This is a genomic window from Mycobacterium nebraskense, from assembly GCF_002102255.1.
Lineage (GTDB): Bacteria > Actinomycetota > Actinomycetes > Mycobacteriales > Mycobacteriaceae > Mycobacterium > Mycobacterium nebraskense.
On record NZ_LQPH01000171.1, the window covers coordinates 22,335 to 36,253 of the forward strand.

The 13,919-nt window shown below is 67.8% G+C and carries 16 protein-coding genes; 12 read left to right on the forward strand and 4 right to left on the reverse strand.

Features of this window, described 5'->3' with window-relative positions; genetic code table 11:
• Positions 1–51 precede the first annotated feature (51 nt).
• The 4 genes from AWC17_RS26215 (at position 52) to AWC17_RS26230 (ending at position 2,128) form a co-directional block, all read left to right on the forward strand.
• A complete protein-coding gene (locus AWC17_RS26215) occupies positions 52–432 on the forward strand; it encodes a YbjQ family protein (protein WP_046184284.1) in 381 nt (126 codons plus the stop codon).
• A gap of 139 nt (positions 433–571) precedes the next feature.
• Positions 572–787, forward strand: coding sequence for a CbtB domain-containing protein (locus AWC17_RS26220; RefSeq protein ID WP_046184285.1), 216 nt, complete (start codon positions 572–574; stop codon positions 785–787).
• A 4-nt stretch (positions 788–791) separates the two neighbouring features.
• A complete protein-coding gene (locus AWC17_RS26225) occupies positions 792–1,583 on the forward strand; it encodes a CbtA family protein (protein WP_046184286.1) in 792 nt (263 codons plus the stop codon).
• A complete protein-coding gene (locus AWC17_RS26230) occupies positions 1,580–2,128 on the forward strand; it encodes a histidine phosphatase family protein (RefSeq protein ID WP_046184287.1) in 549 nt (182 codons plus the stop codon). Before AWC17_RS26225 ends, AWC17_RS26230 begins: the two co-directional genes overlap by 4 nt.
• A 102-nt stretch (positions 2,129–2,230) precedes the next feature.
• Here the strand turns inward: AWC17_RS26230 and AWC17_RS26235 are convergent, their stop codons facing one another.
• The 4 genes from AWC17_RS26235 to mhuD all read right to left on the reverse strand — a co-directional run bounded on the left by AWC17_RS26235 (position 2,231) and on the right by mhuD (position 5,613).
• On the reverse strand, positions 2,231–2,686 hold the full coding sequence (locus AWC17_RS26235; RefSeq protein WP_046184293.1) for a pyridoxamine 5'-phosphate oxidase family protein: 456 nt from the start codon (positions 2,684–2,686) through the stop codon (positions 2,231–2,233).
• Between the two features lie 251 nt (positions 2,687–2,937).
• A complete protein-coding gene (locus tag AWC17_RS26240; protein WP_046184288.1) occupies positions 2,938–3,765 on the reverse strand; it encodes an acyl-ACP desaturase in 828 nt (275 codons plus the stop codon).
• A gap of 188 nt (positions 3,766–3,953) precedes the next feature.
• A complete protein-coding gene (locus AWC17_RS26245) occupies positions 3,954–5,318 on the reverse strand; it encodes a serine hydrolase (protein ID WP_046184289.1) in 1,365 nt (454 codons plus the stop codon).
• Positions 5,293–5,613, reverse strand: coding sequence for a mycobilin-forming heme oxygenase MhuD (gene mhuD / locus AWC17_RS26250; protein WP_046184290.1), 321 nt, complete (start codon positions 5,611–5,613; stop codon positions 5,293–5,295). The genes AWC17_RS26245 and mhuD overlap by 26 nt, the downstream gene beginning before the upstream one ends.
• 63 nt (positions 5,614–5,676) lie before the next feature.
• Between mhuD and AWC17_RS26255 the strand changes: the two genes are divergently transcribed.
• The 8 genes from AWC17_RS26255 (at position 5,677) to AWC17_RS26290 (ending at position 13,901) form a co-directional block, all read left to right on the forward strand.
• Positions 5,677–6,447 carry an alpha/beta fold hydrolase gene (locus AWC17_RS26255; protein WP_046184291.1) on the forward strand — a complete coding sequence of 257 codons (771 nt, stop codon included), beginning with the start codon at positions 5,677–5,679 and terminating at the stop codon, positions 6,445–6,447.
• A 101-nt stretch (positions 6,448–6,548) separates the two neighbouring features.
• Entirely contained in the window at positions 6,549–6,887 is a 339-nt protein-coding gene (locus tag AWC17_RS26260) for a lsr2/espR transcriptional regulator (RefSeq protein WP_141224802.1), read from the forward strand.
• 5 nt (positions 6,888–6,892) lie between these two features.
• Positions 6,893–7,372, forward strand: a complete 480-nt coding sequence (locus tag AWC17_RS26265; protein WP_046184292.1) for an NADH-quinone oxidoreductase subunit B family protein — start codon at positions 6,893–6,895, stop codon at positions 7,370–7,372.
• A 41-nt stretch (positions 7,373–7,413) separates the two neighbouring features.
• Positions 7,414–9,345, forward strand: a complete 1,932-nt coding sequence (locus AWC17_RS26270; protein WP_085165498.1) for a proton-conducting transporter transmembrane domain-containing protein — start codon at positions 7,414–7,416, stop codon at positions 9,343–9,345.
• On the forward strand, positions 9,342–10,301 hold the full coding sequence (locus AWC17_RS26275; protein WP_046185918.1) for a respiratory chain complex I subunit 1 family protein: 960 nt from the start codon (positions 9,342–9,344) through the stop codon (positions 10,299–10,301). Before AWC17_RS26270 ends, AWC17_RS26275 begins: the two co-directional genes overlap by 4 nt.
• Entirely contained in the window at positions 10,298–10,960 is a 663-nt protein-coding gene (locus tag AWC17_RS26280) for a hypothetical protein (RefSeq protein WP_046185917.1), read from the forward strand. The genes AWC17_RS26275 and AWC17_RS26280 overlap by 4 nt, the downstream gene beginning before the upstream one ends.
• On the forward strand, positions 10,960–12,426 hold the full coding sequence (locus AWC17_RS26285; RefSeq protein WP_046185916.1) for a proton-conducting transporter transmembrane domain-containing protein: 1,467 nt from the start codon (positions 10,960–10,962) through the stop codon (positions 12,424–12,426). Before AWC17_RS26280 ends, AWC17_RS26285 begins: the two co-directional genes overlap by 1 nt.
• The gene (locus tag AWC17_RS26290) at positions 12,423–13,901 is read left to right on the forward strand and encodes a hydrogenase large subunit (protein ID WP_046185915.1); all 1,479 of its coding nucleotides are present in this window, start codon (positions 12,423–12,425) and stop codon (positions 13,899–13,901) included. The genes AWC17_RS26285 and AWC17_RS26290 overlap by 4 nt, the downstream gene beginning before the upstream one ends.
• Positions 13,902–13,919 lie beyond the last annotated feature (18 nt).

Consider the following 13,919-nt stretch of genomic DNA (forward strand, 5'->3'; position numbering starts at 1 on the left):
TAGTCTCACGGGACTAATCGCCCGTTTTCGCTGTGATCAGGGGGTCCGCCTGTGCTGATCGTCACCACCAACGACCTTCCGGGCTGGGAGATCCAGCGTGTCTGCGGCGAGGTGTTCGGGCTTACCGTCCGCTCGCGCAACGCGTTCTCCCAGATGGGCGCGGGCTTCAAGGCCATGTTCGGCGGCGAGCTGGCCGGCATGACCAAGAATCTCGCCGAAAGCCGCAACGAGGCGATGGGCCGGCTGATCGACGAGGCGCGCAGTCGCGGCGGCAACGCGATCGTCGCGATGCGATTCGACACGACCGAGATCGGCGACGTGTGGACCGAGATCTGCGCCTACGGCACGGCGGTTCAGGCCACACCGGTCACCGAGGCCGCGAAATACACGGCCAGCCAGCTGGGCTACGGCGGCCCCCCGCCGCAGCGTTGACGCGCGGTTTACACTGACTTTCGTCCTGACGGGCAACGGAATCTGGTGAAAGTCCAGAACGGTCGCGCCACTGTCGATAGTCAGACCCATAGCCCGTCATCACCAGCGGGGACGCGTATATCCCCGGAAGGAGTCGACCGTGCCGAATTCCGAGCTAACCGGCAGCCGTTCCCGATCGGTTGATCTGTCGGCGGCAAGCGCCGCGGTCTGGTTGGCGGCAACCGCCTTCCTGGCGCTGTTGGCGCTGTACCTCGTTGGCGTCGACCAGGGCGCGGTGTCGCTGTTCGGCAGCGATTCGCACGTGCACGAATTCGTGCACGACGCGCGGCATCTGCTCGGCTTCCCCTGCCACTGATCGCGTGGAGAAGCGTCTGATCGGACGCGGCCTGCTGGCCGGTGCAATCGGCGCGGTGGTGGCGTTCGTCTTCGCCCGCCTGTTCGCCGAGCCGGTGATCGGCCGCGCGATCGCCTTCGAGGACGGGCGAACCGACGCCGAGAACGCTCATGGCGTGCACGAGCACGGCGCTGAATTGTTCAGCCGCGGGGTGCAATCCAACGCCGGGTTGGGCTTCGGTGTGCTCATCTTCGGCGTCGCGATGGGCGCGCTGTTCGGCGTGCTGTTCTGTGTGGTTGCCGCGCGCGTGACAAACGTTGGGGCGCGGGCGCTTTCGCTGCTGCTCGCGGCGGCCGCGTTCGTCGCGGTGTACTTGGTGCCGTTCGTGAAGTATCCGCCGAATCCACCGTCGGTGGGGCAGGCGGACACGATCGGGGCGCGCACCGGCTGGTACCTGGTGATGGTGCTGGCATCGGTGGCGCTGGCGGTCGCCGCGATGTGGCTGGCGCGGGGGCTGACGGCCCGGTTCGGCGCGTGGAACGGGCGGCTGCTCACGGCGGGCGCATACGTCGGGGCCGTCGCGGTGATGGTGGTGCTGCTACCGAACGTGGACGAGATACCCGAACCGCTGCGCGACGCGTCGGGCGCGATCGTCTATCCGGGCTTTCCCGCCGACGTCCTCTACGAATTCAGGTTGCTGTCTCTGGCCACGCAGCTGGTGCTGTGGGTGACCATCGGCGTGGTGTTTGCGGCGCTCGCCGGCCGGCTGCTCGGGGAGCGGGCCGAGAGCGGACGGGCATCGAGCATCGCGGCGTGACGGACGTCGTCCGGCTGACCCTGGTATCGCACGCGATGACGGACGCCATGGCGGCCACGCATTTCCCCGGCGACGAACCCCTCAACAACATCGGCCGTCGACAGGCCGAAGCCGTTGTCGATCAATTGGGCTGCGGCGCAAAACATTTCACCGGGCCCGAGCACCGTGCCCGCCAAACGGCGGACTTGCTGGGGTTGGACGCCACAGCGGACCCGCTGCTGGCCGACCTGAATTGCGGTCGCTGGCAGGGAAAAAGGCTTCAGGACGTGCCCCCCGGCGACCTGACGGTCTGGCTGACCGATCCTACAAGGGCGCCGCACGGCGGCGAGTCCATCATCGACCTCACCCAGCGGGTGGCCCGATGGCTGGACTCGCTGACCGAAAGCGCCTCGCCTGCGGTGGCGGTGACCCACCCCGCGGTGATCCGGGCGGCGATCCTGCAAGGCCTCGACCTGCCCCCGAAATCGTTCTGGCGCATCGACGTTGCGCCGATGAGTCGCACCGGGCTGCACTTCCGCAACGGTCACTGGACGTTGCGCCTGTAGCCCTAACGGGGCGCGATTGGCACGAAAGCGTCGCGACACGGCCGTGCCGACGGCGTATCGAAAGGATCTGTCTTGCCGTTACGGCCGCGTCCGACGCACGGGCTATTTTCCGGCAGCGTCGACGATGCGGATGCCGGTGATGATCTCGGGTTGGATCGCGATCATGGTGTCCATGGTCATGTTCACCCACGGATGTAAGAGTTGTTCGTAGCGCGCGACTTGCCGTGGGTCGGTGATCGTGGTGGCCCACCCGGTGACTGCCACGCTCCAGCCCGCCCGCCGCTCGGGATCGAGGCGGTCGACTTCATAGGCCACCACCACACCGGCGTTGGTGCCCGTTCGCACCACGATGGACACTTTGGCCGCCAGGCGGGTACGCACGATGATCCGCCCGCCGTCAACGAGATGGTTGACCAGGCGAATCGTTGGCAGCGCCTTGTCGTTGAATACCACCCGCCCATGGTCGACACTGGCCAGCAACCGCATCGCCTCGCGTTCATCGAGTTGGATTGCCTCGCGGGGCGGTATCAGCGCCGCCGTGCTCGAGTCCTCGATCATTTCGCGCCGCCGCATGCGTGACCGGTTCGGTCGAGAACATCGTGAGGCCCTGCGAATTCGGGTTGCTGCCGACCGTGGCTCATCTGCACATACAAAACCGTGTTACCTCTTTTCGTCCGCTCCCTCGACTCTGGCAAATACCGCAGTCTCGTCGGGCGACGAGCGTGTCGAAAGGGCCAAAAGTCCCGCGTCGTATGTGGTGCGCGTCACTGCGTTGCCCGCCGGCCCAACGGGGCACCTTGAAGATCGGCTCAGGCGACGACGAAGTTGCTCAGCTCGGGAAGCTCCGCCAAATTCCACTTCTTGATGCGGTCCGAAATCAAGTCGCGCAGGATGTCCTGGCCGAATATGCCGCTATTGGCAACATTGCGGACTTTGCCCTCATACCGGTCGATATCTGCCCCGACCACCTCCAGCTCGAGCGCGCGGGCGACGATCGCCGCGATCGTCGCGGCGGGCACAATCCGCAAGCAGGCCCGGACGATCTCGGCGAAGAACATCTCGTGGCGCTCGTCGTCGGCGGCGATTACGTCGACAAGGCGGCGCAGGACAGGCTCATCGATTCGCGTGGCCAGCCGCCGCAGGAACACCGCGTGGGCGCATTCCCGCAGCGCCATCAACACCATGGCCTCAACCTGGGTGTGGTCGTCGGCGTCTTGGCCTTTCGTCACATGCTCGACGCGGACCATCTCGTTGACGATCGGGTCGATCTGGCGGGTCAGTACGAGGTTTTGCCGCAGTGCGAATGCGTGCAGATTCTCGTCGGCCGCCCACCGGCCGATCCACTTGCCCCACCATCCCGCCAGGATGAAGTGCTCGGCCAGCCGGTGGTGTTGGCCCACCAAGCCGTCCTTGGTGATCAACATGATTTCTAGCGCGTCGATGACATGGTCCGGCAGCGTGACCTGAGAGGGATCCCAGTCGTGGCCGCCAAGGGACTTGAAATTCTGACCTCGATCGAATGGCACGAAGTCGTGCGGATACCAGGGTGTGGCCGTCTCGATGTGGCGGGAGTAGGTGTCGGTGACGACCGGTTCGAGCTCGAGCATCAACGGTGATGCGACGTGTTCTTGTGGCATGCAGTGAAACTAGTCCCCATCGCGACCGTCGCAAACGCCGCCTATCCGGGGCCCGCATCGTGTCGCGATCCGTGGGTAAGAGGGTGGTGGTTGTGGGGGCACGATGTGCTCCGGAAGTCGTTGTGGCGCATCGGTGTTACACCGCGCGGCACTTCGGCAACGGTCCCTGGGCGCCGCTCCTGTAACGGCTATCGCGGTGCGATCAGCGCGAAGGCCTGCTTGGCGACCTGCAGCATCCACGCGGTCACGGTCGGCCCGTGGTCGCGTGGCCAATTGAGCTGGAAGCTGACCACGTAGGGCTGCTGCGTCTTGTCGACGGCGTACCAGCTGAAGGTCAGATCACCCGGCAGGCCGCCGGCTTTCGCGCCGATGTACGGCCAGACGGTGCGGTCCAGCTGGATGCCCGCCACCGCGGAGAGGATCTGTCTGACCGGTGCGGCCTTGCCGACGGCGTCGGCCTGCAGGGCCGCATGGATCCGGCAGATGTCCTCGGCGTTGCCGTACCACTCCGCTCCGTAGGACGAGGCCGGGGTGTGCGCGCGGATCGGATCGGGTTCGTAGGGAGTCGAATTCGCCTGCTCCAGCAGCTGGGCGCGAACTTGCGGTGACCCGTGCTGCCACTGACTGCGCAGATCCGGCTTACCCCAGCCGACCGAGAACAGCTCGTACATCGTGGGGAAGGGCGTCATGCTGGCCGGGTCGTGGTGGTTCGCCGTGGCGAGTGCTTCCTCGATGGCGTGTGTGCCCATCTTTCCGATCAGCAGGTCGGTCGCCATGTTGTCGCTGGTCGCGATCATCTTCTCGGCGGCCGTCCGAACCGAGACATGGGCGCCGGCAGGCAGTTGCAGACCGGACGAGCCCACCGCGCGGCTCTTGTCGGTGACGGTCAGCTGGTCGTCCCAGGAGACCGTTCCATCCTTGATGGCGCCCGCCAGGGCGTGTAGCACGTACAACTTGAAAATCGATGCGAGCGGCAAAGATTCACCGGTGTTGGTGCCCGCAACCGGGTCGCAGTGCCCGTTGTCGACCTTGGCGACCTGGTAGGAGTAGCGGGCGCCGGTCTTACTCAACACCGCATCGATGTCGTGCCAGGAATTGATCTTGGGCGCCTGCGTCTCGAGGTCGAACCGATCGACCCACCCGCCGTCGTCGGTGTGGATGCGGATGTCCTGTCGTGCACCGTAGGAGGACGTCAGGTGCAACGTGGCCACGCTGGCGCCCAGATCCACGCCATTGAGGGTGAACGGACGGTCCCACCACAGCGCCTCCATGGTGGTCTGCACCGGCTTGACCATGTCTGGCGCGGCCAGCGTGCCAACGCCGACCGGGCCGATGGGCCAGTCCGAGTCGAGCATGTCCAGCGTCTGCTGGGCCCGGATACCCGGCGGTGTCCGGACATCGATCTGCCGGCCGGGGTTGGCCGCGTTTGCCTGCGGTGAGGGGGAGGGGGCGCAACCGGGTGAGAACGTGACTACCAGTGCGGTGGCGGCACTCAACGCCACAGCGTGGCGCCGGGCCGAGAACCCGCTAGCCAGCCTGCTTGTTGCCGGCAACGTCCATCACAACCTCGAATTCCAGCAGCGAGGCGCCGGTCGCCACCGGATTGGCCCGCTCACCGGCATGGGCTTGAATGGCAGGCCCTTGTGCCCACGCCTGAAATGCCTCTTCGGACTCCCACTGTGTCACGACGAAGTAGCGGTTCTCGCCCTTGATCGGGCGCAGCAGCTGAAACCCGAGGAAGCCGGGCTGGTTGTCGACCGCGTGCGCCCGGTGCGCGAACCGCTTCTCCAGCTCCGGGCCGGCGTCGGCGGGTACTTCGATTGCGTTGATCTTCACCACTGGCGGCATGCCGCTAGGCTACCCCTTCGCCCGGCCTGTCCAATTGCAGGGCGGGGCACGCAGGATGGTGACATGCCCGGTGATCTGCTGACTTGCCGCGGGGGGCAAGGCGAGCCGTTGGTGCTGGTACACGGCCTGATGGGGCGGGGCACCACGTGGTCGCGGCAACTTCCGTGGCTGACTCGGCTGGGCGCCGTGTACACCTACGACGCCTTGTGGCATCGGGGCCGCGGCGTCGACGACCCGCACCCGATCAGCACCGAACGGTTCGTGGCCGACCTGGCCGACGCGGTGAGCACGCTGGAAACGCCGGTCACGCTGGTCGGCCATTCGATGGGCGCCCTGCACTCGTGGTGTCTGGCCGCGCGGCGTCCGGAACTGGTCTCCGCGCTGGTGCTCGAGGACATGGCCCCGGACTTCCGTGGCCGCACCACCGGTCCATGGGAGCCGTGGCTGCACGCCCTCCCCGTCGAATTCGATTCCGCAGAGCGGGTATTCGACGAGTTCGGGCCGGTTGCCGGGCGGTATTTCCTGGAGGCCTTCGACCGCACCGAAACCGGGTGGCGGCTGCACGGCCACACCGCGCGCTGGATCCAGATCGCAGCCGAATGGGGCACCCGCGACTACTGGGAGCAGTGGCAGGCGGTGCGGGTCCCGGCGCTGCTCATCGAGGCCGGCAACTCGGTCACACCGCCGGGGCAGATGCGGGAAATGGCCGAAACAAACTCCGTCGCAACCTATTTGCGCGTTTCGGAAGCCGGCCACCTGGTTCACGACGAAGCGCCGGACGTGTACCGCCAGGCGGTCGAATCTTTCTTGGCGACGTTGCCTGCACGCGACTGAGTCTCGCCGCGGTCTGACCGCTCGATGTGAGTCGCGCAGCACCATATGATAAATTCTTCAATTGTTCGAACATAGAAAGCTTGTAGTCTTCAGGAGATTTTGTGGTGGCGGAGCCGCTGTACCAGCTCAAGGCCGAGTTCTTCAAGACGCTGGGGCACCCGGCGCGGATCAGGATCCTGGAGCTGCTCGTGGCGGGCGACAAGTCGGTCGCCGAGCTGTTGCCAGAGGTGGGGCTCGAGGCATCGAATCTGTCGCAGCAGCTCGGCGTTCTGCGCCGAGCCGGTGTCGTTGACGCGCTGCGGGACGGCAACACGATGATCTACTCGATCGCCTTCCCGGACATCGCCGAACTGCTGATGGTGGCACGCAAGGTTCTCAGCGGGGTGCTCAGCGACCGCGTGGCGATGCTGGAAGGCCTGCGCGCCGGCGGCGCGGAGTAGCGCCCATGGGCTGGATCAGCAAAGCGTTGCGGGTCGGTCGCATCGCAGAACCGGCGCCAGCCGCACCGGGGCAGACGGCCAAGCCGCCTGCCGGTGTGCGTGGCTCGCTTCAGATCCGGCACGTCGACGCGGGTTCGTGCAATGGGTGCGAGGTGGAGATCGCGGGTGCGTTCGGGCCGGTCTATGACGCCGAGCGGTTCGGTGCCCGGCTGGTGGCCTCGCCGCGGCACGCGGACGCGCTGCTGGTGACCGGCGTCGTGACACACAACATGGCCGACCCGTTGCGCACCACGATCGAGGCCACGCCGCGGCCGCGGCTGGTGATCGCCTGCGGGGACTGCGCCATCAACCGAGGCGTTTTCACCGACGCCTACGGTGTGGCGGGCGCGGTCGGCGAAGTGGTGCCGGTGGATGTGGAAATCCCCGGATGCCCGCCGACGCCGAGCCAGATCGTCGCGGCTCTGCGTTCGGTGACCGGCAAGTGACCGCGGGGCTGGCGACCAGAGTGGTGCCCGAACCAAAGCTGATGCGCCGCAACGACTCCGGGTCCATCTGCGCGGGCGTGCTGACCTCGCTGCTGGGTGCGGGCGGGGTATGGGTGGGCGCGCTGGGAATGTTCGGTTCGGTGCGCGCCGTCCGCATCGGATGGTTGCTTCCGCTGGCGGGCGTCCAGCTGGGTCTCGATCCGCTGGGCGGATTCTTCATGGCGCTCACCGGGGCGGTCGCTGTGGTGGTCGGGCTGTACACGATCGGGTACGCCCGGCGCGAACAGCTGGGACCCATCACCCTGGCCGTCTTGCCGGCGTTTGTCGCGGCGATGTTGCTGGTGCCCGCCGCGGGGTCGGTCACCACCTTCCTGCTGGCGTGGGAGTTGATGGCGGTCGCGTCGTTGGTGTTGGTGCTCGCCCACCACACCCACCCGCAGGTGCGCTCCGCCGCGTTGGTGTATGCGGTGATGACCCAGTTGGGGTTCGTGGCGATATTCGTCGGCCTGATGATGTTGTCGGCGGCTGGTGGCGCGGACCGGTTCGCCGACTTGCACCGGATACCACAAGGCGCGCGCACCGTCGTGTTCCTGTTGACGCTTGCGGGGTTTGGTTCCAAGGCCGGACTGGTACCGCTGCACGCGTGGTTGCCGCGCGCCCACCCGGAGGCGCCGAGCCCCGTGTCGGCGCTGATGAGCGCGGCGATGATCAACCTTGGGGTGTATGGCATTTGCCGCGTCGATCTGCAGCTGCTCGGACCGGGGCCGCGCTGGTGGGGGCTCACCTTGATGGCCGTGGGCGGGGTGTCGGCGCTCTACGGCGTGGTGCAAGCCTCGGTGGCCACGGATCTCAAACGGCTACTTGCCTATTCGACAACCGAGAACCTCGGCCTGATCACCTTGGCATTGGGAGCCGCCACCCTGTTCGCGGCCGCCGGCGTGCACGGGCCGGCGACGATCGCCGCGGCCGCTGCCATGCTGCACCTCGTCGCGCACGCGGCATTCAAAAGCCTCGGCTTCCTCGCCGCGGGATCGGTGCTCGCCGAGACCGGGCTGCGTGACCTCGACCGGCTGGGCGGCCTGGCCCGCCGGATGCCGGTGACGACAACCCTGTTCGGGGTGGCCGCGCTCGGGGCGTCCGGGCTGCCGCTGGGCGCCGGGTTCGTCAGCGAGTGGCTGCTGGTGCAGTCGCTGATCCACACGGCCCGAGAGCATTCCGCCGTGTTGGCGTTGACCACGCCGCTGGCGGTGGGCGCGGTCGCGCTCACCACGGGTCTGGGGGTTGCGGCAATGGTCAAGGCGTTCGGGATCGGATTTTTGGCGCGGCCGCGTTCCGAGCAGGCCGCTCAGGCTCGAGAGGCGCCGGGCACCATGCTGGCCGCGATGGCAGTCGCGGCGGCGGCCTGTCTGATGCTGGCCGTGGCACCCGCGTTGCTCGCACCCGCGCTGCGCTCGGCAATCTCCGCGCTACCGGCTGCCCGGGCAGTGCCATTCACCGATCTCGGGGCCGTGGTGCGCCTGCCGGGCCTGCAGGGGTCGATCGCCCCCGGCGCGATCGCCGCCGGCATCGGGGTGGCTACGCTGACCGCGGCGCTGCTGGCGCGTTGGCGCCGGAGCCGACGTCCGGCATCCGCAACGTTGCCGCTGTGGGCCTGTGGCGCAGACGATCTCACCGAGCGGATGCAGTACACCGCCACGTCGTTCGCCGAGCCGCTGCAACGAGTCTTCGACGACGTCCTGCGTCCCGACACCGACATCGAAGTCACTCACACTGCCGAGTCGCGTTATCTGGCTGACAAAATCACCTACCGCACCAGAATCGGCGATGCCATCGAGGAACGCTGCTACGCGCCGGTGATCCGGGCGGTCGCTGCCGCCGCGGGTTTGATGCGGCGCGCCCACACCGGCAGCGTGCACCTGTATCTGGCTTACGGTGCGCTCGGTGTGCTGATCGTCCTGGTGGTCGCCCGATGAACGTCCTCTCCTACCTCGCGGGTGCGATCCAGATCGTCGGCGTGATGGCCGGGGCGCCGCTGGTGGTAGGCCTGACCCGGCAAGTGCGTGCGCGCTGGGAAGGCCGCGCCGGCGCCGGCATCTTGCAACCGTGGCGCGACATCGTCAAACAGCTTGGCAAACAACAGATCACCCCGCGTGGGACGACGGTGGTGTTCGTGGCCGCACCCGCGATCGTCGCCGGAACCACACTGCTGATCGCCGCGATAGCACCGCTGGTGGCCACCGGATCGCCACTGGATGCCAGCGCCGACCTGTTCGCCGTGGTCGGCCTGCTGTTCGTGGGCACCGTCGCGTTGACCCTGGCCGGCATCGACACCGGCACCTCGTTCGGGGGCATGGGCGCCAGCCGCGAGATCACCATCGCCGCACTGGTCGAACCCACCATTCTGCTGGCCGTCTTTGCCCTGTCCATGCCGGCGGGATCGGCCAATCTTGGTGCCCTGGTGGCGCATACGATCGCCCATCCCGGGCAGGTGGTGTCACTGGCCGCGGTGCTGGCGTTCGCCGCGCTGGTGATCGTGATCGTCGCCGAGACCGGACGGCTGCCGGTGGACAACCCGGCCACCCATCTCGAGCTGACGATGGTCCACGAGGCGATGATCCTCGAATACGCCGGTCCGCGTCTGGCGCTCGTCGAGTGGGCGGCCGGCATGCGGCTTACCGTGCTATTGGCGCTGCTGGCAAACCTGTTCGCGCCCTGGGGCATTGCGGGGGACCGGCCCGGCGCCGTTGACGTCGTCGTCGGCGTCGCGGCGGTGGTGGTCAAGGTCGCGTTGTTGGCGGGGCTGTTGGCCACCGTCGAGGTGTTCGTCGCCAAGCTGCGGCTCTTCCGGGTGCCCGAGTTGCTGGCCGGATCGTTCCTATTGGCGTTGCTCGCGGTCGTCGCCGCCAACTTCTTCGTGGTGCCGACATGACGTACAGCACGTTTTCGGTACTCGTCGACCTCGCCGCCGGCGGGCTGCTCTTGGCCGCCGTGCTGATCGTGTGGCGCCGCGACCTGGTTGCCATCATCCGCCTGCTGGCATGGCAGGGCGTCGCTCTGGCGGCCATTCCCATCCTGCGCGGGGTATACGACGGCGACGGTGCGCTCATCGGTGTCGGCGTGGCCGTGCTGGTCTTGCGGGTCGCGGTGCTGCCGCGGCTGCTGGCCCGCGCGGTCGGCGCCGGCTCGCAATCGCGCCGGGAAGCCACCCCATTGGTGAACACCGCCACGTCGCTACTCATCACCGCCGCGCTGACGCTGGCCGCGTTCGCCGCCACTCGGCCCCTGGTGAATCTGCAGCCCGGTGCGACCACCACCGCGGTCCCGGCCGCTACCGCGGTGGTGCTCATCGCGCTGCTGGTGATGGTCACGCGGAGGCATGCGGTGTCGCAGGCCGCGGGATTCCTCATGCTGGACAACGGAATCGCCGCCACCGCGTTTTTGCTCACCGCGGGAGTGCCGCTGATCGTCGAACTCGGCGCCTCGCTGGACGTGTTGTTCGCGATCATCGTGATCGGCGTCCTGACGGGCCGGCTGTCTCGCGCCTTCGGCGGTGCCGACCTGGACGCGTTGCAGGAGCTGCACGACTGATGACCGGTTTACTGCTCGCCGCGATCCTCACCCCGGTTGGTGCCTCGGTCGCCGTCTTGATTGCCGGGTGGCGCCGGGCGACCGCGACGCTGATCGTGCTCTCGGCGGTGGCGGTGCTCGCATGCGCCGTGGCGCTCGCGTTCCGGGTCGGATCGGGCACCCGGTTCGCATTGGGCGGGCTGCTGCGTGTCGACGCGCTCACCGTCACCATGCTGATCGTCATCGGAACCGTTGCCACACTGGCCACCTGGGCCAGCATCGGCTACCTGGACGCCGAACTCGCACACGGCCACACCGACATGCGCGGTGCTCGGGTGTACGGGGCCCTGACGGCTGCCTTCCTGGCGGCGATGGTGGTCGCGGTGTGCGCCAACAACATCGGCGTGATCTGGATCGCGATCGAAGCGACGACGGTGATCACCGCCTTCCTGGTCGGTCACCGCAGAACCCGGAGCGCGCTCGAAGCGACCTGGAAGTACGTCGTCATCTGCTCGGTCGGCATCGCCATCGCCTTTCTCGGCACGGTGCTGCTGTATTACGCCGCCGAGCACGCCGGCGCGCCGGCCGCCGCCGCCCTGAACCTCGACGTGCTGACGGCACATGCCGGCGGGCTCGATCCCGACATCGCTCGACTGGCGGGCGGGCTGCTGCTGATCGGCTACGGCGCGAAGGTCGGGTTGTTTCCGTTCCACACCTGGCTGGCCGACGCCCACAGCCAGGCCCCCGCACCGGTTTCCGCGCTGATGAGCGGGGTGCTGCTGTCGGTGGCCTTCTCGGTACTGATTCGCCTCAAGCCGATCATCGACACGGCCGCCGGGCCCACCTTCATGCGGTCTGGCCTGCTGGCGATCGGGCTGGCGACGCTGGTGGTCGCGGCCCTGATGCTGACCGTGACACCGGACATCAAACGCATGCTCGCCTACTCCTCGATGGAGAACATGGGCCTGATCGCGATCGCCGCGGCGGCCGGAACCTCGCTGGCCATCGCCGCGCTGCTGCTGCACGTCCTCGCCCACGGGATCGGCAAGACGGTCCTCTTCCTGGCGAGCGGCCAACTGCAGACCGCTCACAACTCCACCGCAATCGCCGACATCAGGGCCGTGCTGCGGCGCTCACGCCTCATCGGGGTGTCCTTCGCCGTCGGTGTGATCGTGCTGCTCGGCCTGCCGCCGTTCGCAATGTTCGCCAGCGAGCTGGCCATCGGCCGTTCGCTCGCCGACGCCCGGCTCACCTGGGCCCTCGCCGCGGGCATGCTGTTGGTCGCGGTCGCCTTCGCCGCGCTGGCCCGCAACTCGGGCCGCATCCTGCTCGGCGGCGCGACCACCGCACCCGAAATCGCCGTCCCGCGAACGGTGGCGGCCGCGCTGCTCGTCGGCATTGCCGCATCGATCGCCCTCGGTGTCACCGCCGGCCCGCTCACCGGCTTGTTCACCACCGCCGCCAGTGAGGTCGGAGGACCGCGGTGAGGCCGCAATGGCAGCGCCACCGGCTATCTCAGGACAGGCTGGCCGAGACGGCAGAAGACCTGCTGGGCAAGGGCTTTCGTCTGGGCCTGGTGGCCGCGCACGACGACGGCGCCGCCTTCCGTGTCGTCTACCTGTTCCTTGCGGGCTGGCCGGATCGCCGTGTCGAACTCGAATGCGTTGTGCCGAAGGGTGATCCGGCGATTCGATCGCTGGCCTATCTGTCGTTTGCGGCCGGCCGGTTCGAGCGAGAAATGGCCGACCTGTACGGGGTCCGGTGCGTCGGGCATCCCAAAGCGCGGCGACTGGTGCGGCATGCCCACTGGCCCGAGGACTGGTATCCCATGCGCGGCGACGCGCCGCCCGCACCCGAATTCGACGGCGCCGGCCGTTTCCCGTTCGTCACCGTCGAGGGACCCGGGGTGTACGAAATCCCGGTAGGTCCCGTGCACGCGGGGCTGATCGAACCCGGCCATTTCCGCTTCTGGGTCGCCGGCGAAACAGTGCTGCGACTCAAGGCCCGACTGTGGTTCGTCCACCGGGGGCTGGAGAAGCTGTTCGAGGGCCGGCCACCCGGCGGTGCAGTCGATTTGGCCGAACGCGTCAGCGGCGACACCTCCATCGCGCACGCGCTCGCCCACTGCCTCGCCATCGAAGACGCGCTCGGGATCGAACTGCCCGACGAGATGCACCGGTTGCGGGCGCTGCTGGTCGAACTCGAGCGGCTCTACAACCACGCCGCCGATCTGGGCGCGCTGGCCAACGACGTCGGTTTCGGGATCGCCCACGCGCACGCTCAACGCATCCGCGAACAACTGCTGCGACTCAACGCCGTCGTCACCGGGAATCGCCTGCTGCGGGGCGCGATCCGCCCGGGCGCGGTCGCGGTGCAGGCGCTGCCGGATGTCACCGCACTGCGACGTATCGCAAGCGACGTCGCCGAGGTCGCCGAACTGACGCTGCAGAACACCGTGGTGTACGACCGGTTCGCCGGGACGGCGGTCCTGCAGCAGGACGACGCTCACGCCCTCGGGTGCCTGGGCTATGTCGCGCGGGCCAGCGGCATGCGCACGGACGCCCGGCTCGAGCACCCCACCACCGCACTACCCGTCACCGAGGTCGAAGCCGCCGCGGGCGACGTGCTGGCCCGCTACACCGTGCGGCGCGACGAATTCGCCGCTTCCACCGAGCTGGCCTGCCATCTGATCGAATCACACAGCGGTCCAACCGCACACGCCGAAAGCGCACCGGTGCCGCACGCCTCCCGCAGCGGCATTGGCATCGTCGAAGGCTGGCGCGGCACCATCGTCCACCGCGTGGAAATCGACGCCGCCAATCGGATCACCCGCGCGAAGATCGTCGACCCATCATGGTTCAACTGGCCCGCGCTGCCCGTCGCGATGGCCGACACCATCGTCCCCGACTTTCCATTGGCCAACAAAAGCTTCAACCAGTCCTACGCGGGCAATGACCTCTGAAGACCTCTGATCCGGCGC

What these genes read in the sequence shown, in the direction of transcription:
- AWC17_RS26235 (WP_046184293.1), bottom strand. Translation starts at nt 2,686, where the DNA reads ATGATCGAGGACTCGAGCACGGCGGCGCTGATACCGCCCCGCGAGGCA.
- AWC17_RS26240 (WP_046184288.1), bottom strand. Translation starts at nt 3,765, where the DNA reads ATGCCACAAGAACACGTCGCATCACCGTTGATGCTCGAGCTCGAACCG.
- mhuD (WP_046184290.1), bottom strand. Translation starts at nt 5,613, where the DNA reads ATGCCGCCAGTGGTGAAGATCAACGCAATCGAAGTACCCGCCGACGCC.
- AWC17_RS26255 (WP_046184291.1), top strand. Translation starts at nt 5,677, where the DNA reads ATGCCCGGTGATCTGCTGACTTGCCGCGGGGGGCAAGGCGAGCCGTTG.
- AWC17_RS26265 (WP_046184292.1), top strand. Translation starts at nt 6,893, where the DNA reads ATGGGCTGGATCAGCAAAGCGTTGCGGGTCGGTCGCATCGCAGAACCG.
- AWC17_RS26270 (WP_085165498.1), top strand. Translation starts at nt 7,414, where the DNA reads ATGCGCCGCAACGACTCCGGGTCCATCTGCGCGGGCGTGCTGACCTCG.
- AWC17_RS26275 (WP_046185918.1), top strand. Translation starts at nt 9,342, where the DNA reads ATGAACGTCCTCTCCTACCTCGCGGGTGCGATCCAGATCGTCGGCGTG.
- AWC17_RS26280 (WP_046185917.1), top strand. Translation starts at nt 10,298, where the DNA reads ATGACGTACAGCACGTTTTCGGTACTCGTCGACCTCGCCGCCGGCGGG.
- AWC17_RS26285 (WP_046185916.1), top strand. Translation starts at nt 10,960, where the DNA reads ATGACCGGTTTACTGCTCGCCGCGATCCTCACCCCGGTTGGTGCCTCG.